The organism is Glycomyces endophyticus, from assembly GCF_039531525.1.
Classification (GTDB): domain Bacteria; phylum Actinomycetota; class Actinomycetes; order Mycobacteriales; family Micromonosporaceae; genus Glycomyces; species Glycomyces endophyticus.
Window position 1 is genome coordinate 13734 of sequence record NZ_BAAAQF010000016.1, and the last position, 18220, is coordinate 31953.

The 18220-nt window shown below is 71.8% G+C and carries 20 protein-coding genes; 12 read left to right on the forward strand and 8 right to left on the reverse strand.

Annotated features, from left to right (window positions below):
* Positions 1-156 precede the first annotated feature (156 nt).
* From ABD419_RS18450 to ABD419_RS18460, 3 genes are all read right to left on the reverse strand, one after another.
* The gene (locus ABD419_RS18450; RefSeq protein ID WP_344489277.1) at positions 157-729 is read right to left on the reverse strand and encodes a GNAT family N-acetyltransferase; all 573 of its coding nucleotides are present in this window, start codon (positions 727-729) and stop codon (positions 157-159) included.
* Between the two features lie 77 nt (positions 730-806).
* Positions 807-1643, reverse strand: a complete 837-nt coding sequence (locus ABD419_RS18455) for an ABC transporter permease (protein WP_344489280.1) — start codon at positions 1641-1643, stop codon at positions 807-809.
* Positions 1640-2596 carry an ATP-binding cassette domain-containing protein gene (locus ABD419_RS18460; protein ID WP_344489283.1) on the reverse strand — a complete coding sequence of 319 codons (957 nt, stop codon included), beginning with the start codon at positions 2594-2596 and terminating at the stop codon, positions 1640-1642. The genes ABD419_RS18455 and ABD419_RS18460 overlap by 4 nt, the downstream gene beginning before the upstream one ends.
* An 86-nt stretch (positions 2597-2682) precedes the next feature.
* On the opposite strand from ABD419_RS18460, the gene ABD419_RS18465 reads away from it, so the two are divergent.
* Complete coding sequence (locus ABD419_RS18465) at positions 2683-3444, forward strand: TetR/AcrR family transcriptional regulator (RefSeq protein ID WP_344489286.1); 762 nt, start codon at positions 2683-2685, stop codon at positions 3442-3444.
* A 140-nt stretch (positions 3445-3584) separates the two neighbouring features.
* On the opposite strand, the gene ABD419_RS18470 is transcribed toward ABD419_RS18465, so the two are convergent.
* The 3 genes from ABD419_RS18470 to ABD419_RS18480 all read right to left on the reverse strand — a co-directional run bounded on the left by ABD419_RS18470 (position 3585) and on the right by ABD419_RS18480 (position 6849).
* Positions 3585-4664, reverse strand: coding sequence for a DUF4253 domain-containing protein (locus ABD419_RS18470; protein ID WP_344489289.1), 1080 nt, complete (start codon positions 4662-4664; stop codon positions 3585-3587).
* 233 nt (positions 4665-4897) lie between these two features.
* A complete protein-coding gene (locus tag ABD419_RS18475; protein WP_344489292.1) occupies positions 4898-5659 on the reverse strand; it encodes an SGNH/GDSL hydrolase family protein in 762 nt (253 codons plus the stop codon).
* A 353-nt stretch (positions 5660-6012) separates the two neighbouring features.
* Entirely contained in the window at positions 6013-6849 is an 837-nt protein-coding gene (locus tag ABD419_RS18480) for a diacylglycerol kinase family protein (protein ID WP_344489295.1), read from the reverse strand.
* Between the two features lie 126 nt (positions 6850-6975).
* On the opposite strand from ABD419_RS18480, the gene ABD419_RS18485 reads away from it, so the two are divergent.
* A complete protein-coding gene (locus tag ABD419_RS18485) occupies positions 6976-8262 on the forward strand; it encodes an adenylosuccinate synthase (protein ID WP_344489298.1) in 1287 nt (428 codons plus the stop codon).
* A gap of 49 nt (positions 8263-8311) precedes the next feature.
* On the opposite strand, the gene ABD419_RS18490 is transcribed toward ABD419_RS18485, so the two are convergent.
* On the reverse strand, positions 8312-8830 hold the full coding sequence (locus ABD419_RS18490) for a MarR family winged helix-turn-helix transcriptional regulator (RefSeq protein WP_344489301.1): 519 nt from the start codon (positions 8828-8830) through the stop codon (positions 8312-8314).
* A gap of 138 nt (positions 8831-8968) precedes the next feature.
* On the opposite strand from ABD419_RS18490, the gene ABD419_RS18495 reads away from it, so the two are divergent.
* Together ABD419_RS18495 and ABD419_RS18500 are read left to right on the forward strand one after the other, a co-directional pair.
* Positions 8969-9901, forward strand: a complete 933-nt coding sequence (locus ABD419_RS18495) for an NADP-dependent oxidoreductase (RefSeq protein ID WP_344489304.1) — start codon at positions 8969-8971, stop codon at positions 9899-9901.
* Between the two features lie 244 nt (positions 9902-10145).
* On the forward strand, positions 10146-11051 hold the full coding sequence (locus ABD419_RS18500) for an RNA polymerase sigma-70 factor (RefSeq protein WP_425556121.1): 906 nt from the start codon (positions 10146-10148) through the stop codon (positions 11049-11051).
* A 410-nt stretch (positions 11052-11461) separates the two neighbouring features.
* On the opposite strand, the gene ABD419_RS18505 is transcribed toward ABD419_RS18500, so the two are convergent.
* Positions 11462-12196, reverse strand: a complete 735-nt coding sequence (locus ABD419_RS18505; protein WP_344489310.1) for an SDR family oxidoreductase — start codon at positions 12194-12196, stop codon at positions 11462-11464.
* A gap of 147 nt (positions 12197-12343) precedes the next feature.
* On the opposite strand from ABD419_RS18505, the gene ABD419_RS18510 reads away from it, so the two are divergent.
* The 8 genes from ABD419_RS18510 to ABD419_RS18545 all read left to right on the forward strand — a co-directional run bounded on the left by ABD419_RS18510 (position 12344) and on the right by ABD419_RS18545 (position 18144).
* A complete protein-coding gene (locus ABD419_RS18510; protein ID WP_344489313.1) occupies positions 12344-13363 on the forward strand; it encodes a glycoside hydrolase family 43 protein in 1020 nt (339 codons plus the stop codon).
* Between the two features lie 167 nt (positions 13364-13530).
* Positions 13531-13941, forward strand: a complete 411-nt coding sequence (locus tag ABD419_RS18515) for a hypothetical protein (protein WP_344489316.1) — start codon at positions 13531-13533, stop codon at positions 13939-13941.
* A gap of 1 nt (position 13942) precedes the next feature.
* Entirely contained in the window at positions 13943-14275 is a 333-nt protein-coding gene (locus ABD419_RS18520; RefSeq protein ID WP_344489319.1) for a hypothetical protein, read from the forward strand.
* A gap of 7 nt (positions 14276-14282) precedes the next feature.
* A complete protein-coding gene (locus ABD419_RS18525) occupies positions 14283-14774 on the forward strand; it encodes a WXG100-like domain-containing protein (RefSeq protein WP_344489322.1) in 492 nt (163 codons plus the stop codon).
* 90 nt (positions 14775-14864) lie between these two features.
* The gene (locus tag ABD419_RS18530) at positions 14865-15284 is read left to right on the forward strand and encodes a NucA/NucB deoxyribonuclease domain-containing protein (protein WP_344489325.1); all 420 of its coding nucleotides are present in this window, start codon (positions 14865-14867) and stop codon (positions 15282-15284) included.
* Between the two features lie 19 nt (positions 15285-15303).
* Positions 15304-15918 (forward strand): SMI1/KNR4 family protein, encoded by a 615-nt coding sequence (locus ABD419_RS18535; RefSeq protein ID WP_344489328.1) that lies wholly within the window; start codon positions 15304-15306, stop codon positions 15916-15918.
* Positions 15919-15945: 27 nt separating this feature from the next.
* Positions 15946-16590, forward strand: coding sequence for a DUF4241 domain-containing protein (locus tag ABD419_RS18540; protein WP_344489331.1), 645 nt, complete (start codon positions 15946-15948; stop codon positions 16588-16590).
* Between the two features lie 180 nt (positions 16591-16770).
* Entirely contained in the window at positions 16771-18144 is a 1374-nt protein-coding gene (locus ABD419_RS18545; RefSeq protein WP_344489334.1) for an ABC transporter substrate-binding protein, read from the forward strand.
* Positions 18145-18220: the final 76 nt, after the last annotated feature.

An 18220-nucleotide genomic window follows, 5' to 3' on the forward strand; every position in this document is an offset into this window, starting at 1 on the left:
CAGTGGAGGGAACGTTAGCGCAGTCTGGAAGCGCTGTCAGTCCTCCGAAAGGACATACGACTCGTAATGAGGTGAATAAATGCGTCTATTCCACCCGGCAATTCGCAAACGCTCCCACCATTGGCGGTCATCGATGCGGAACCGATATCCGCGGCGTCAGGCCCCGCGGGCGGCGCGCCATTCGGGGGCCAGGACCGACCAGACCTCCATGTCGTACCGCTCCCCGCGGTGGAGATACACCTCGCGCAGGACGCCCTCCCTGGTCATGCCGAGGCGCTGCGCGACGGCGAGGCTGGCGGTGTTGCTGACGGCGGCCCACCAGTCGACGCGGTGGATCCCGCGCTCCTCGACCGCCCAGTCGACGATGGCCGCGACCGCGCGGGTGACCAGGCCCCGGCCGGTGGCGGCGGGCTCGAGCCAGCAGCCGGCCTCGGCGGTCTGCATGCGGAAGTCCATGGTGCGGAACAGGACCCCGCCGACCAGCGTCCCGTCGAGCCAGATCCCCCAGATCCGTCCGGCGTCGGCCGCGGCCTTGGCGGCGTAGGTCTCCAGGAACCCCCTGGTGCCCTCGACGTCGGCGCAGACGTCGGCGATGGCGACGTACCGGCCGATGAACTCGCGGCCGCGGTCCATGTGGACGGTCGTCTCCTCGGCGTGCGCCGGGACGAGCGGGCGCAGCTCGGCGCCGTCCCCCAGGGAGGCGGTGAACTCCTGCGAGGCTTCGGACATGGTGCCCATGCTCTCACACGCGCGGAGCGGGCCCGCGCCGCAGAGCGCGGGCCCGCCTTCCTGTTTCCTTCAGGCCCTTAGCGTCCGAGGTTGCGGAAGCGCCGCACCCCGAGCGGGAGGAAGACCGCGGTGATGACCAGCGGCCACACGACCGCGGCGAGGAGTGCGTGCTGCTCGGGCCAGGAGGACCCGATCGCGACGGGGTTGCCGAACAGCTCGCGGATGGCGGTGGCGGTGGCGGACACCGGGTTCCAGGCGGCGATGGCGCCGAGCCAGCCGGGCATGAGCTCGGGCGGGGTGAACACCGAGGAGACCATGCCGAACGGGAACGCGAGGGCGAACAGGTTCCCGGTCTGCTCGACGTTCTTGACCAGGAGGCCGATCCAGACGCCGATCCAGATGAGCGCGAACCGCAGCCAGATCAGGAGCGCGAACGCGCCCAGCGTCTCCCAGAAGGAGCCCCCGCTGCGCCAGCCGATGGCGAGCGCGATGAGGAACAGCACGAGCAGGTCGACGACGGCGTGGATGGTGTCGGAGATGTTGCGGCCCACCACGACCGCGGAGGAGGCGGTGGGCATGGACCTGATGCGGTCGACCATGCCCTTCTCCTTGGCGTACGCGACGGCCATGGCGGTGTTCATGAATCCGAAGGCCATGGTCATGGCGAACATGCCGGGCATGGCGTAGGCGACGTAGTCGACGCCGGCCCCCTGGCCGGTGACATCCATGGCGGAGCCGAAGACGTACACGAACAGCAGCACCATGACGATGGGGAACCCGAGGCCCCACGCGAAGTTGGCGGGCTCGCGGATCAGGTGGGTGAACTCCTGCCCGACGATGGCCCGGTAGTCGTGAAGCGTCCACTTGACGCGCCCGGCGAGGGTCTCGTCGGGGAGCGGGGCGAGCGCGGTCATCGTCCGGTCTCCTTCTCGGTTCGGCCGACGAGTTCGAGGAACGCCTCGTCGAGGGTGGGGCGGCGCAGGCCGATGTCGGCGACGGTGATCGCCTCGTCCCGGACGGCGGTCGCGGCGGCGGTGAGGGCCGCGACCGGGTCCTTGACGGCGGCCGAGACGGTGGGACCGCCCTCGTCGACGGTGACCTCCCCGTCGGCGACGGCGGCGGTGATCCGCTCCAGGGCGGGCAGGTCGGCGGGGTCGGCGGCGACGATCTCGAGCCGGTCGGCGCCCATGCGGCGCTTGAGCCCGGCGGGGGTGTCGTCGACGAGGTTGCGGCCGTGGTCGATCACGGCGATGCGGTCGCAGAGCCGGTCGGCCTCGTCGAGGTAGTGGGTGGTGAGGACGACGGTGGTGCCGTCGGCGGCGAGGCCGGAGACGGCGTCCCAGACCTCGCGGCGCCCGGCCGGGTCGAGGCCGGTGGTCGGCTCGTCCAGGAACAGGACCTGCGGGGCGAGGATCATGCTCGCGGCGAGGTCGAGGCGACGCTTCATGCCGCCGGAGAAGCCCTTGGCCTGCCGGTCGGCGGCGTCGGCGAGCCCGAACTGGGCCAGGAGCTCGTCGGCCCGTTCGCGGGCGCGGGACTTGTCGAGCCGGAACAGCTTCCCGAAGAGGACGAGGTTCTGGCGGGCGGTGAGGAGGTCGTCGACTGCGGTCTGCTGGCCGGTGAGGCCGATGCGGCGGCGGACCTGGCGGGCGTCCTTCGCCACGTCGAACCCGGCGACGGCGGCGCGGCCGGAGTCGAGGCGCAGCAGGGTGGTGAGGATGCGGACGGTGGTGGTCTTCCCGGCACCGTTGGGGCCGAGGAGGCCGAGGACGGTGCCGGCCTCGGCGGCGAGGTCGAAGCCGTCGAGCGCGGCGGTGTCCTTGAATCGCTTGCCGAGGCCCGATGCCTCGACGGTCGTGGTGGTCATTGCCTGGTCTCCCTGAATCGGGTACGTTGTACCCAGTAATAGCATACGCCGTACCCGGTTAGCAAGCGCGATATCATGAGGCCCCTATGGCGACACCACAGACGGGGGCGGGCGACCCCCAACGCAGCCTTGAGCTCCTCTGGCGCGAGTTCGAGCCGCAGCCGAGCCGCCCGGGGCCGAAGCCGCGGCTGACCGTGGACCGGATCGTGGAGGCCGCCATCGCGGTGGCCGACCGCGAGGGCTCGTGCTTCGGGATGCGCGGCGTCTCGGCCGAGCTCGGCGTGGGGGCGATGACGATCTACCGGTACGTCCCGGGCAAGAAGGAGCTCATCGACCTCATGGTCGACCGCATCTCCCGCTTCGAGGGGGAGGAGCCCGACCTGGCGGGGCTGGGGTGGCGCGAGCGGCTGGAGCTCCTCGCCGAGGGCTCGTGGCAGGCGTACGACGACCACCCGTGGCTGCTGGAGATCAACCAGCGGCGCCCGGTGTTCGGGCCGGACTCCATGGCGGGGTACGACTTCGCGCTGTCGGCGTTCGAGGGGCACGACCTGCCCGACCGGGAGATGAACCTCGTCATCACGGCCGTGATGAACCTGGTGACGGGCACGGCGCGGCAGTACCTCATGCGCGACAGCGCCGAGGAGGCCCCGGAGGCGAACGAGCACGAGTGGTGGGAGGTCCAGGCGCCGTACCTGGACCGGGCGATCGAGTCGGGCCGGTACCGGTACGTCGGGCGGTTCAAGGACGAGCAGGCCTGGAACATCACCGCGCACCAGGCGATGCGGTACGTCCTGGACCGCTTCCTCGACGGCCTGGCCCCCCGCATGGAGGCCGCCCGCAGGGGCTAGCCCGGTCTTCTGCCGCGCCCGCGGGTCAGGCGGGCTGCGCCCATCTGCTGCACCGTCCGTTCAGACGGGCTACGCCCATCTGCTGCACCGCCTGTTCAGATGGGCTACGCCCACCTGCTGCGCCGCCGGTTCAGATGGGGCTACGCCCATCTGAAGTACCAGGCCTTGGACCGGATCATGTGCTCGGCGAGGTCCTCCAGGGTGGGGACGCCGGAGTCGAGCAGGTCGGGGCAGTACGCGTACGCCTCGGAGGCGACCGCGATGGCCTCCTCGCGGGCGGGCGGGTGCGGGACGTACAGCTCGACGACGTCGTAGGTCATGGCGACGAGCTCGGCCTCGAAGCGGCGGTTCCAGCTGCGGAGGACAGCCGCGTGCTCGGCGCCGTACAGCTCCCAGTTCGTGGAGCCCTTCCAGGGGAACATGGCCGGGATCTTCCAGCCCGCGTCGGTGGCGACGAGGCCGAGGAGGCCCTCGTGCTGCGGGGTGGCGAAGTCGGAGTCGCCGCGGCGCGGCAGGATCGGGACGCCGCGGGCGGGCTCGCCGGCCTCGGCGCCCTTCTCGTGGAGCAGTTCGGCGGCGTCGATCTCGTCGGCGCGGGCGAGCTCGTCGTCGCCCTCGTGGATGATCGCCTCGCCGTTGTCGCGCCACTCCTCGGGCGGGCCGAGGAGGACGGGCATCCAGCCGGTCTGATCGGCGGCCTGGCGGATGTCGAGCCACCAGCGGAGCGCCTCGGAGGCGCGGACGGCGAAGGCCCACATGGCGGTGTCGCCGCGGCGCACCAGCTGGTGCATCTTGGGGACGGCGAGGCCCGCGGCGCGCAGGTCGGCGCGCGGGGACCCGGCGATGTCGAGGTCCTCGGAGTCGATGCGGGGCATCATCTCGTCGCGGCCGGTGCCGGGGCGCGGCGGTTCGGGCTTGTCCAGTGTGAGCAGTTCCCGGCGGGGGCGCTCGGGGACGAAGATCGCGTCGCCGGGGTCGGCCTGCGCGGGCACGGCGGGCCGGTCCGGTTCCGGGTCGGGGGTCTCGGGTTCGAGGTCGGGCACGAGCCGGAGTCCGGTCACGGGCGTTGCGGGAGCGATGCTGTCCTCCTCCAAGGCGACCGGCGAGGGGTCCGGGCCGTTGCCGGGGGCGGCATCGTCGAGAGCCCCGGAGGACGCGCCGGGCTCGGGCGGCGTCTCGGGCTCGATGGCAGGTTCGGGTTGGGCGGCGGGATCAGGCACTGAATCTGGTGTGTCCCGGCGCCCCAACAGACGCTGGAGGAGTCCCACAATGAACCATGATGCCCTGTCTCCGCCGGAACCGCCACGCCCACCCCCGAAGTGGGGCACGCGAATTCGCCGAGGCGGGCTCGCGTCAGCGGCCGCGGCCCTTCCTGAACAGGATGCCGAAGAAGAAGGCGCAGGTCAGGATGACGACCATGACCGCGAGGAGTTTGAACATGATGGCCATGGGGTCACTTCACCTTGGTGAGTTCGGGGCGCTTCGGGTGGACGGTGTCGCCGGAGGACTTCCCGGTGAGGCGGCGCTTGACCCAGGGGGCCAGGTGCCGGCCGGCCCACTGGACGCCGTTCATGTCGCGGCGGGGCCGCGGGAGGTCGGGGAGGGGGTCGAGCCATGCCGGGTCCGGCTCGACGTCCAGGGCCAGGCACACGTCGTGCGCGACGCGCTTGTGGCCGAGGGTGTTCAGGTGGAGGCGGTCCTGGGACCACAGGCGCGGGTCGTCGAAGGCCCGGTCGTCCCACAGGTCGACGAGGACGGCGCCGTGGCGCTTGGCGACCTTCTTGTAGGCGTCGTTGGTGGTGATGAACCGCTTGCGCAGCATCGCCATCCCGGGGATGTGGGGGGTCACGTCGGCGCAGGTGAAGAGGACGACCTCGGCGCCGGAGGCCTTGAACAGGCGCACCACCTCGTGGAGGCGGGTGGCGAGCTGGACCGGGTTGAACCCGGGGCGCAGCGCGTCGTTGCCGCCCGCGGCGAAGGACACCAGGTCGGGGCTCTGCTTGATCGCCGGGACGACCTGCTCGTCGACGATGCGGTCGAAGAGGCGGCCGCGGATCGCGAGGTTCGCGTACGCGAAGCCCGGCCAGGCCGCGGCGGCGCGCACCGCGAACAGGTCGGCCCAGCCGCGATCGCGGTCGCCGTCCGGATCCGGGTCGCCGACCCCCTCGGTGAAACTGTCGCCGATGGCCACGAAACTCGAGTACTCCGCCGCCACTGCACGCCACCTCCATGTTCGCCGTCCGCCGGGTCAGCGCCCGCGCTGTCGATTCGAGAACGCTGCCTGGTGGGCGCTGACCAGCATGCCTCACCCAGATAACGATCGGATTTCGATCAGGTGGCGAGGTCGGGCACAGCGGTCGATACGGCGCGGCCCGCACCGCCCGCGAACCGGCCTCGCATCGACGGCTTCCGCCCTCGCCGCGGCCCGGCCCCGCGCCATCGGACGCCCGACCCGGAACCGGCGCCGCCCCTTGCGCTCCGGACGGCTGTCACACCGGCACGGCACTGTTGATCCGGGGGACGCTTCGCCTGCCCGATTCGTCCAGGAACCGCCGAGAACCGCCCGGCTCAGCGCCCGGGCGTGTCGTACCAGCCGGCGGCGCCGGGCTCGACCCACCAGGTGCGCTTGCGGCCGAGCTCCCCGGCGAGGCCGTCCTGGATGTAGGTCACCGAGCCGGCGGGGTGCACGGCGACGGCCCGGCCCCGGGCGCGGCGCACCTCGATGCGCAGGCGCTTCCTGAAGCGGCCCACGGTGACCGGCACGGCGACCGCGACGTCGATCTTCCCGTCGGCGGGATCGGGCTCGGCGAGGACCATGTCGTCGGCCGCGGCGTACCCGTCGGCGTTGGCGACGACGCAGGCGAGGATCTGCTCGCTCCCGTCGGCGAGCACCACGTCGTCGAGGTTGACGACGCCGCGCCACGGCCGGTCGCCGCCGCCGAGGCGCACGCCGTCGACGGCGACGCCGCCGCCGTCGTGCCGCATCAGGTCGGTGCGGCGCACCTCACCCGAGACGACGGCCTCGGCGACGTCGGCGGGCTTCTCGGGCAGGCCGAGGCGGACCACGATGCCGGGCGTGCCGCTGAGCGGCAGGACCGCGAGCGGCGGGAGGTCGGGAACGGTGCGCCCGTCGGGCAGGCCCTCGGGGCGCTGGCTCGGCGCGGGCATGGCGAGGCGCGTCAGCCGGGCGACGACGGCGTTGACCTGCTCGTCCGTGTCGGCGGCGAGGACGATGCGCTCGTCGGGGTCCGCCACGACGGCGTCGACGTCCTCAGGCGTGCGCGCCTCCACGGACCGCACCGCGGCGCCCCGCGCCTTGAGCTCGTCGGCCAGGTGCAGCGCCTGGGTGCGCGGCCCGGGGTTCGAGCAGTCCGACTCCACGAGTGTCAACACGACGACGTTCACCGGACCGACTCTACGGTGTGACGGGGACCCGCTTCATAGTGCTTGGGCCTGCTGAGACCCCAGATAAACGAATGCAAGTAGGCTTGGCAGGTAATCGGGTGATCAACTTCCCGGGAGGATGGGCACATGCCGGCGATCGCGGTCGTAGGAACGCAATGGGGCGACGAGGGCAAGGGCAAGGTCACCGACCTGCTCGGCGCCGAGATGGACTTCGTCGTCCGCTACCAGGGCGGCAACAACGCCGGCCACACGGTGGTGACGCCTGACGGCACCAAGTACGCGATCCACCTGGTCCCGGTCGGCATCCTCACGCCGGGCGTCGTGCCGGTGATCGGCAACGGCGTCGTGGTGGACCCGAAGTTCCTCATCTCCGAGCTCGACGAGCTGACCGCGGGCGGCGTCGACGTCTCGAACCTGAAGCTCTCCGCCGACGCGCACCTCATCATGCCGCACCACCGGGCCCTCGACCGCGTCGTCGAGCGGTACCTGGGCGGCGCCCGCATCGGCACCACCGGCCGCGGCATCGGCCCGGCGTACGCCGACAAGGTGGCGCGCCAGGGCATCCGCGTGCAGGACCTCCTCGACCCGAAGATCCTCTCGATCAAGCTCGAGCAGATCCTCCGCGAGAAGAACCAGATCCTCGTCAAGGTGTACAACCGCAAGGCGATCGACCCGCAGGCCGTGGTCGAGGAGTACCTCGGGTACGCCGAGCGCCTGAAGCCGTACATCGCCGACACGCGCCTCCTGCTGAACCAGGCGCTCGAAGCGGGCAAGAACGTCCTCCTCGAGGGCGCCCAGGCGACGATGCTCGACGTCGACCACGGCACCTACCCGTTCGTGACGTCCTCGAACCCGACCACGGGCGGCGCCTGCGTCGGCACCGGCATCGCGCCGAACAGGATCACGACCTCGATCGGGATCATCAAGGCGTACACGACCCGCGTGGGCTCGGGCCCGTTCCCGACCGAGCTGTTCGACGAGTTCGGCGAGTTCCTGCTCAAGAAGGGCGGCGAGTACGGCGTCACCACCGGCCGGCGCCGCCGCTGCGGCTGGTTCGACGCGGTCCTGGGCCGGTACGCGGTGCGCGTCAACGGCATCACCGACCTGTTCGTCACCAAGCTCGACGTCCTCTCGGAGCTCGAGCGGGTCCCGATCTGCGTCGGCTACGAAGTGGACGGCGAGCGCGTCGACGAGATGCCGATGACCCAGACCGACGTGCACCACGCGAAGCCGGTCTACGAGATGCACGACGGCTGGTTCGAGGACATCTCCCACTGCCGCAAGTTCGACGAGCTCCCCCGCAACGCCCAGACCTACATCGAGCGCCTCGAGGAGCTGTGCGGCGCACGGGTTTCCGTGGTCGGCGTCGGCCCGGGCCGCGAGGAGAACATCATCCGCCACCCGATGATCTAGCGCTGCGAGCGAGAGGGGGCGTCCGTTCCGGGCGCCCCCTTCGCCGTGCTCAGCCCCCGGCGGTCCGGCGGCGGCGCGGCGCGGCGGAGCGCGGCGGCTCCTCGCGGATGTGGTCGCGGACGCGGGACATGGTGGCGCGCAGGCGGTCGAGGTCGGCCGGGGAGACGGCCTCGTAGAGGAGGCGGCGGGTGACCTCGATATGGCCGGGGAGGACCTTGCCGACGGTCTCGCGGCCCTTGGGGGTGATGGCGACGAGAGTGGCGCGCTCGTCGTCGGGGCTGGGCCCGCGGGTGACCAGGCCGGCCTTCTCCAGAAGCGCGGCCTGGTAGGTGAGGCCGCTGCGGCTGTAGACGACGCCGTCGGCGAGCTGGGTCATGGTCAGCTGCCCGGCGCCGTTCAGGGCCATGAGGAGCTGGAACTGGACGTTGCTGATCCCGCCTTCGGCGCGGAGCTGCTGCTCCACGTGGTGCTCCAGGAGGCTGACGGCCTCGGTGAGCGCGAAGTAGGCCTCCAGCTGCCGCGGTTCGGGCAGCTGGAGGTCGCCGAGGTCGAAGTCGGGGACGGTCACCCCCGCATCCTACCTGCTTCGAATTCGTAGCAATGTGTCGACCATCACCCGCCTCAGCCCTTGTACTTCGAATTCAAAGCACTCTACGCTTGGGCACAGAAACTTCGAATTCAAAGCAACTACGCGAAGGAGCTCCTCATGAAAGCCGTGCGCTACCACTCCTACGGCGGCAGCGACGTCCTCGCCCTCGAAGAGGCGGACCGCCCGACCGCGGGCCCGGGCGAGGTCGTCATCGAGGTCGCCGGGACCTCGTTCAACCTCCTCGACGTCGCCATCCGCGCCGGGATGATGACCGCCGTCATGCCGGTCGACCTCCCGCACACCCCGGGCATCGACCTCGCGGGCGTCGTCGCCGAGACCGGCGAGGGCGTCACCGGCTGGCGGGCCGGCGACCGGGTCGTCGCGTTCCTCCCGCCGGTCGCACCGGGCGCGGCCGCCGAGTACGTCGCCGCACCGGCGGCCCTCCTCGCGGCGGCCCCCGCGGCGGTCCCGCTGGCCGACGCCGCGGCGCTGCCCGCGGTCGGGCTCACCGCCCGCCAGGCCCTGTTCGATCACCTCGGTCTCCAAGCGGGCCAGTCGATCCTGATCAACGGCGCCGGAGGCGCGGTGGGCGGCTACGCCGTCCAGCTCGCCAAGCGGGCCGGCGCGATCGTCACCGCGACCGCGAGCCCCCGCAGCCTCGACCGGGTCAAGGCCGCCGGCGCCGACCGGATCGTCGACCACACCGAGAGCCCGGTCCTCGAAGCCCTCGACGGCGAGCGGTTCGACGCGGTCCTCCAACTGGTCCGCTCCACCCCCGAGGAGACCGCCGCCCTGGTCGGCCTGGTCGCCGACGGCGGCGCCTTCGCCAGCGCCACCACACCGGGCCCGGACGATCCGGGCCGCGGCGTCCGGGTCGAACGGGTCGAGGTCCGCAGCGACGCCGCGAAGCTCGCCGAGCTGGTGGCGCTCGTGGACGCGGGCGAGCTGCGCATCGACGTCGCCGAGCGGGTGTCGATCGCCGACACGGCGGCCGTCCACGACCGCGCGGTCGCGGGGGAGGTGAACGGCAAGGTGGTGCTGATCCCCTGACCGGGCAGCCGTAGCGCGGCCGCGGGTCACGGCGATCGTGGCCTGATGCCCGGCGCAGCGGCCGCGGCGTCGGGGCATCGGTGCGCTCGGGAGCCACAGGAGCCGCGAAAGCCGGGGGCATCGCGAACGTCGCGAACGTCGCGGACGCCACGGACTTCGCGGGCATCGCGAACGGGGCGGAGCGGCCGCGCGGGTGGGCGGCGAAACGGCGTTCGCTCACGGCCTGATCGCCGAAACCGCTTCCATGCGCTTAGATTGCCGGGTGGCAGTCGAAGAGTCGGAGCGCGCGGGCGGCCTGGACGAGGCGGCGGCCGTCTTCACGGCGGTGCGGCCGCGCCTGTTCGGGATCGCGTACCGGATGCTCGGCAGTGCGAGTGAGGCCGAGGATCTCGTGCAGGAGGTCTGGGTTCGCTGGCAGGCCTACGACCGGGAGGCGGTGTCCGAGCCGGGGGCGTTCCTGGCGACGATCGCGACGAGGTTGTCGATCAACGCGCTGAAGTCGGCTCGGGTGCGGCGGGAGACCTATGTCGGTCCGTGGCTGCCCGAGCCGGTGGACGCGGCCGCGGACCCGTATCTGGGTGCGGAGCGCGGCGAGGCGGTCGAGTACGCGACGCTGCTGCTGATGGAGCGGTTGTCGCCCAACGAGCGGGCGGCGTACGTGCTGCGGGAGGCGTTCGACTACGGGTACGACCAGATAGCGGAGGTGATCGGCACGAGTGCCGCGGCGGTGCGGCAGCTGGTGAGCCGGGCGCGCCGGCACATCGCGGACGGGCGCCGCTCGCGCCCGGACCGGGTCGGGCAGCGCGCGCTGCTGGAGGCGTTCATGGCGGCCGCGAGGTCGGGTGACATGGGGGAGCTGGAGCGGCTGTTCGCGGCGGACGTGGTCAACACCGCCGACGGGAACGGCGCGGTCAGGGTGGCCCGCAAGCCGCTGGTGGGGGCCGAGCGGGTCGCGAAGTTCCTCAAGGCGCTCGAGTGGCTCTGGGAGGACGTGGAGGTGGACTGGACCGATCTGGGCGGCCGCTCCTGGGCGCTCCTGCGCCAGAACGGCGGCGTCTACGCGGCCCTCACGCTCGACGCCACCGACGAGGGCATCGACCAGATCCTCTGGCTCGTGGCCCGCGAGAAGCTGCACGCGTTCGAAGACTGAAGTACCGGGGGCGGGGTGGGTGGGGGCGGGGGGAGGGGCCCTCCTCTGTCGCGAGTCGGCTGGAGCGCCCGTGCGGCGGGGCGGCCCCGGCGGAAGCGCCCCGGGGCCGCCCGCGAATTCCCGACTCGAGCAAACCGGCCTCGCCCCGCCGATCCCAGATTCGAGCAGAGCGACCCCGCCCCGCAGATTCCGATCCGAGCAAACCGACTTCCCCCGCGGATCCCAGATTCGAGCGGAGCGACCCTGCCCCGCGAACCCTCGACTCGAATGGACCGACCTCACCCCGCAGATTCCGATCCGAGCGGACCGACCGCGCCCCGGGCGATCCCCGCGCAGGCCCGCCCGGCTGACGCCGGGCGGGCCGGGGTCGGCCAGGCGGCCCAGGGGGTCAGCCGGGCGAGGCCAGGGTCCTACTGCGCGAGCCACTCTCGGTAGGTGAGGGTCGCCAGGTGGGCGCCCTCTCCGGCGATGAGGGCGTCGCCCTTGACCGCCGCGAACATGCCGGCGGTGTCGTCGACGACGACGTTCCGCTTGTCGCCCTTGGCTTCGAGGGTGATCCGGCCGAGCTCGTCGAGCGTGAACACCTCGGGGCCGGCGACGTCGCGGGTCCCGTTCAGCGGGGCGCCGGCGGCGGTGTCGGCGACGGCCCTCGCGATGTCCGCCGAGGCGATCGGCTGCACCCGCGTCGCGGGCAGGCGCACCGTCGCCTCGTCGGAGGTCCACGACATGACGGCGGGCACGAACTCGAAGAACTGCGTCGACCGCACGATCGAGTACGGCACCGGCCCGGCCTTGAGGACGTCCTCCTGGAGGACCTTCGCGCGGTAGTAGTCGAGCTCCGGAACCTGCTCCACGCCCACGATCGACAGGATCACCGCGTGCGCGACCCCCGCCGCGGCCGCCCCGGCGAGCAGGTTGTCCATGCTCGTTCGGAACCACGCGATCGACGCCTCGTCGAAGGTCGGCGAGTTCGTCAGGTTGACGACCGCGCCCGCGCCCTCGAGCGCCGCGGCGATCCCCTCGCCGCTGACGAGGTCGACGCCCGTGGACGGCGAGTGCGGCACCGCCTCGTGCCCGGCCTCGCCGAGGAACGTGACGACCTGCGATCCGATGAGCCCGGTTCCGCCCATGACAGCGATCTTCATTGCACACCTCCGGTTCCGCGGGGCGGCCGGTGCCGTCCCGTCGCAAGCTGGGACAAGATTCGCCGGGGATTTGTGACATCGTCGCGCGGACCGGCCGCCGACATCACCGGTTCCCGCCGGGACATCCACTTGATAGCGTTTGCATTCATGAGCGAGCCGACCGCCTTCCCGCTGCGCCTGCCCGAGATGCCGCTGCACGATCCGTTCGTCGTGGCCGACGCCGAGTCCGGCCTGTACCACCTGTACACCTCGAACCTCGACTCCAGCGGCACGCCCGGTGTCGGGACGATGGTCTACCGGTCCCCGAACCTGCGCGACTGGGCCGAGCCCGTCCCGGTGTTCCTCGTCGCCGAGGAGGACGCCCCGTGGGCGGCCCAGGGGGCCTGGGCGCCGGAGGTCCACCGCTGGAACGGCCGCTGGTACCTGTTCACCACGCTGCACGACGCCGACGCGCCCCTGCCGGTCCCGCGCCCCGGCGAGTACGGCACGCCGTTCCCGGTGGCGAACCACCGCCGCTCCACGATCGTCGCGGCCGCCGACGACCTCGCCGGCCCCTTCCGGATGCTCGACCCCGCGGCGCCGGTCCTCCCCGCGGAGCTCATGACCCTCGACGGGACGCTCTACACGGACGACGCCGGGAAGCCGTGGATGGTGTACGCCAACGAATGGCTCCAGCGCATCGACGGCACGATCGAGGCGTTCCCCTTGACCGACGCCCTCGACGCCGTCGCCGGCGACCCCGTGGTCCTCTTCCGCGGCTCCGACGCCTCCTGGATCACCCGCGAGCTCCCCGCCGGCGTCCCGCACCAGATCGCGCCCTACGTCACCGACGGCCCGCAGCTGCACCGCGCGCCCGGCGGCGCCCTCGTCTGCCTCTGGTCCACCTACGAGAAGAACCGCCTCACGGACGGCGGCATCGACGGCGACTACGTCCAGACCTGGGCGGTCTCGCCGTCCGGGCGCCTCGAAGGCCCTTGGGAGCAGCGCGAACCGCTCGTGCGCGGCGACTCCGGCCACGGGATGCTCTTCACCGCGTTCGACGGTGCGCTCATGCTCGTCCTCCACCGCCCCTTCACCGGCGCCCGCGGCAAGCTCTACGAGATGGCATGGGACGGCGACGATCTCACGATCGTTCGCCACCGCACCGACCTCGACGGCGACCGGTAGCGCCAGACCAGGGCACACCGGTCGACCGCCTGGACGCATTGCGGCACAGCAGTATCAATACGTCTACTTTCATCACTCCGGGCGCAGTCGCAATGCACCGCAGAGGTTGTGACACCGAGTTATCATGAATCCTCCTCAAGTCGACAAGTCGCCCCGTGGAGGCCCATGTGACGACCCCGGATTTCAGCGGGCTCACCGACGCGCTGCAGCAGACCCTCGAAGCGGCCAAGCGCGTGGACGAGATCCAGAAAGGCCAGACCGAGGCCGAGCCGATCGAGGCCGAGGCCGCCGACGGACTCGTCGTCGTCGCGGCGAAGTTCCCCGGCACGATCGAGGTCCGCATCTCCCCCGTCGCGATGCGGCTCGGCTCGGAGGTCCTCAACCAGGAGGTCTCCCGCGCCGCCAACGAGGCGCTGACGAAGCTGCGGGAGAGCGTCGGGGCGGCCGCCGCCGCCGACCTCCAGGAGGTCACCGAGAGCCTCGGCGAGCTCCAGCAGGAGAGCTCGCAGCGCATGAACTCGTTCCTGGACGGCCTGTTCCAGGCGCACGCGCGCGCCGCCGAGCGGGACGGCGCCTGACGTGGACCGCATCAGCATCGACCCCGAAGGCCTGGACGGCACCGCCCAGGGCCTCGGCGTCAGCTCGGAGGAGCTGGCCGCCGTCTGGCAGGCGTTCCGCGAGCGCATCGCCCCGCAGGCCGCCGAGGGCGCCGGCAACGACGAGATCGGCGGGATCATCGGCGAGATCCACAACGTCATCGTCGAGGCGTTCGACGAGTCCATCGGCTCCGCCGCGGAGGAGCTCGCCGAGGCGGGGACCGACGTGCAGGAGTGGGCGACCGCGCACCGCGACGGCGACGACGGCGTCCGGGCGATCTTCGAGCAGCTGCTCGGCGACCTGGGAAGCGGGTGACGCGCACATGGTCATCAACCTGCCCTCGGCTCTCGGCGAACTGCTCAACATGCTCGGCTTCAACTGGCCGATGTCCAACGAGGACACCCTGTTCGAGGTCGGCAACGCGTGGATGGACCTGCCCGGCGACATCGACGGCGTCCTCTCCAAGGCCGACGGCGACGTGCAGGCGATGTTCTCCGAGAACGTCGGCGACTCCCTGGAGGCGTTCAAGACCTGGTGGGAGAGCGAGGACAGCCCGGCCAAGCTCCTCCAGGAGGGCGCGGTCGGCATGTACCTCACCGGTGCCGCCCTCATGGTCTGCGCCGCGGTGGTCCTGGCCCTGAAGATCGCCGTGATCGTCCAGCTCGCCATCCTCGCGGTGCAGATCGCCGCCGCGATAGCCGCCGCGGCCGCCACCTTCGGCATCGCCTCGGCCGCGCTCCCCGCCCTGTACGCCCTCGGCCGCAAGATCGTGGCGGACCTCCTCCAAGAGGCCGTCATGCGGCTCCTGATGTGAGGCGGGTGACCAGCCATGGCTAGGGCGACCAGAGCGGCCGGGACGGCCGCGGCCTCCCGCCGGCTCGCGATGCCGGTGGTGAAGCGGCTCATGCTCGCGCGCAAGCGGCGCAAGAACCTGACGCCGGTGAAGGACCTCAAGACGCCGCCGAAGGGCCATTACGACAAGCGGATCTTCATCGACCCGAAGAAGTACCCCGAGTCCGCGAAGCACATCCGGCAGGCGCAGAAGAAGGGCCATCCGCGGATCCTCACCAAGAGCTCCAATGAGGTCAAACAGCGGAAGCGGCGGAACCTGTCCCTGTTCAGGGTGCCGCTCAGGCGCGGGAAGGACCGCGACGAGTATCCGTTCGCGTCGACGAAGGAAGGCGGGCTCGGCGCGAGCGTGAAGTACCTCGACCCGAGCGACAACACCGGCGCGGGCAGCAAGCTCCGGCACGGGTGGGCGGGGCTGCCGCAGGGGTCTAGAGTCTGGATCGACACCTACCGGCGGCCGGGCGATCCGCCGTAGAGGATGAGGAGCACGAACGATGTCGCAGCAAGCGCTGAACGACCTCCTCGCGCAAGGCGGCGGCGCCCTGGCCGCGCCGCCTCCGGGTGAGGAGATCCAGTACGTCCCCGAGCCGCTCAGGCCGCTCATCGGGAGGCGGAACGGCTTCTACGCCTTCGGACCGGCCCTGTACGTGCGCCCCTGGTCCCCGGGGGTGCAGGGCGACTGCCTCTGGTGGAACGCCACGGACACCTGGCGCCACGAGTACAAGGGCGTCGGCGACGACCTGCTGTTCTTCGCCGAGGACGTGTTCGGGTTCCAGTTCGGCCTGCACCGCAGCGGGATCTACTCGTTCGACCCCGAGACCGCCGCGCGGGAGCTGCTCGCCAAGGACATCGGCGGGTGGGCGGCGAAGATCCTCGCCGACGTCGACTTCCTCACCGGCGCGCCGGTCGCCGACGCGTGGACCGAGGAGCGCGGCCCGCTGCCCCTCGCCACCCGGCTCGCGCCGGTCGTCCCGTTCTTCCTGGGCGGCGAGTACGACATCGAGCAGCTCAACCCGATCCCCGAGGTCGAGCTCATGCGGTTCCGCGGCGACGTCTACCAGCAGACCAAGGACCTCCCCGACGGCGCGCAGATCGAACTCGGATTCTGACCCGCCCCTCCTCGTTAGGACCGCCACATGCCGTACGAACCCGACCTCGACGCGCTGCTCACCGAGGGGCACCGGCGGCGCTGGAAGCGCGCCGAGTTCACCGTCGAGGTCCACGAGCTGGCGCCGGCGCGGCTCCCCTCGGGGCGGCTCCTCGCCAGCGACGGGTACCCGACGCAGGACGACGAGCCGTTCGACCTCACCGTGCCGCCCGGGGAGTACCCGATGTACGCCTGGGTGGCCGTGCAGCACAAGCGGGGCAAGGAGTACGAGCGCCGCAACGTCGCACTCGAACTGCGGATCGGCGCGAACCCGACCGTGTCGTGGGAGATGGCGACCGCCGCCGGGGAGCGGGTGGAGGACCTCGAGGACGAGGACGGCTACTTCGGCTTCCCCGTCGACTCCGGCCGGGCGACGATCACCGACCTCCAGACCTGCGAAGCGCTGTGGCAGTGGGAGTTCAGCCGGGTCGAGGAGGTCTTCATCCCGAAGCCGCTCCCCGAGCGGCCGGTCCCCGGACTCGTCTCCGCGGTGGTCGACCCCGCCACCGGCGGGAACCTCACCGTCGTCGGCTCCGGGTGGGGCGACGGCTTCTACCCGACCTTCGTCGGCCGCGACGCCGACGGCGCGGTCACGCGGTTCGTCGTCGACTTCATGCTCTTCACCGACGCCTGACCCCGGCCTGGAGCGCCGCCCCGCAACGGTTCCGTGCGGCGACGACCCGGCACCCCGCGGCACGGGACCGGCTGCGACGACACCGGGTTGGCACGCACGCAGGGGTACCGTTCGACCACCCTCGGCCGCTATAGTGCGGATTGGATGCTGTTCGCGCCGATTCGCCCCTTAGGAGCGGCTATGAGGACGATGATGACCTGCATGGCGGCGGCGACGCTGGTGTTGACCGCGTCGGCGTGCAGCCCCGAGGAGTCCGCGGAGGGCGACGGCTCGATCGTCTTCTGGACCCCGTACACGACGCCGGAGCGGATCGCGGCCCAGCAGCCGGTGGTCGACGCGTTCACCGAGGCCACCGGCATCGAGGTGGAGATGGTGCCCCTCGAACCGGACCAGATGGGGCAGACGCTCGTCACGGGCGCGGCCTCCGGCGAGGTGCCCGACGTCATCGCGCACAACCCCTCCAGCACCGCCGCGTGGGCGGCGCAGGGCCTGCTCGACGACGAGGCCCCGCAGGAGGTCGTCGACGCGCTCGGCGCGGACACCTTCTCGCAGGCCGCCCTCGACATGGTCACTGTGGACGGTTCGCTGCACGCGGTGCCGTCGGACGGCTGGGGGCACATGATCGCCTACCGCACCGACCTGTTCGCCGAGGCGGGCCTGGAGGCCCCCGAGTCGGTGGCCGACCTCGCCGACGCGGCCGAGGCGCTCCAGGCGGACGGCCTGGCGGGCATCGCGATCGGCACGACACCGGGCGACGTGTACACCCAGGAGGGCATCGAGTCGATGCTGCTGCCGTTCGGCTGCGACCTGGCCGAGGACGGCGAGGTCGCGATCGACTCGCCCCAGTGCGTCGAGGGCCTGGCGGTCTACCAGCGGCTCGCGGCGGCGGCCGGGCCGGCGCAGGTCGACGTGGAGGCGGCGCGGGCCGCGTACCTGTCGGGCTCGGCGGCCATGGTCCTGTTCTCCTCGCACTTCGTCGACGAGGCGGCCGGACTCGACGTCGACAACCCCGTCACCTGCGAGGAGTGCGCCGAGGACCCGCGGTTCCTGGCCGAGCACACCGCATACCTGACCACGTTCACCGGCAACGGTTCCGAGACGCCCGCCGTGTACGGGCAGACCACGAACTACGGCATCCCCTCGGGCGCGAACACCGCGGACGCGACGGCGTTCGTGGAGTTCATGCTCTCGGACGGCTACGTCGAGAACCTCGCGTCGGCGACCGAGGGCCGCATCCCGGTCAGGCCGGGCCCCGAGGCGGGGTCGACCGAGTACCTCGACGCGTGGGCGGAGCTGCCGTTCGGCAACGACGACGCCCAGGAGGTCTCGATCGGCGAGGTGTACGGCCCCGAGCTGGTCGACCGGATGGCCGCGGGCGCCGAGGAGTTCACGCGCTGGGGCTGGGGCACCGGCGACGCCGAACTCGCCGGGATCGTGTTCTCCCAGACGATCCTCGCCACCGAGGCCGAGTCCCTGTTCGAGGGCGCGGACCCGGCCGAGGTGGCCGCCGCGATGGCGGCCGCCGTCGAGGCGGCGCAGCAGGACCTCGGCTGATGCCTGCGGCCGGGGATTCGAACACCGGCGGCGAACGGCTGTCGGACCCTTCGGGCACCGTTGAGACCGGGGGCCC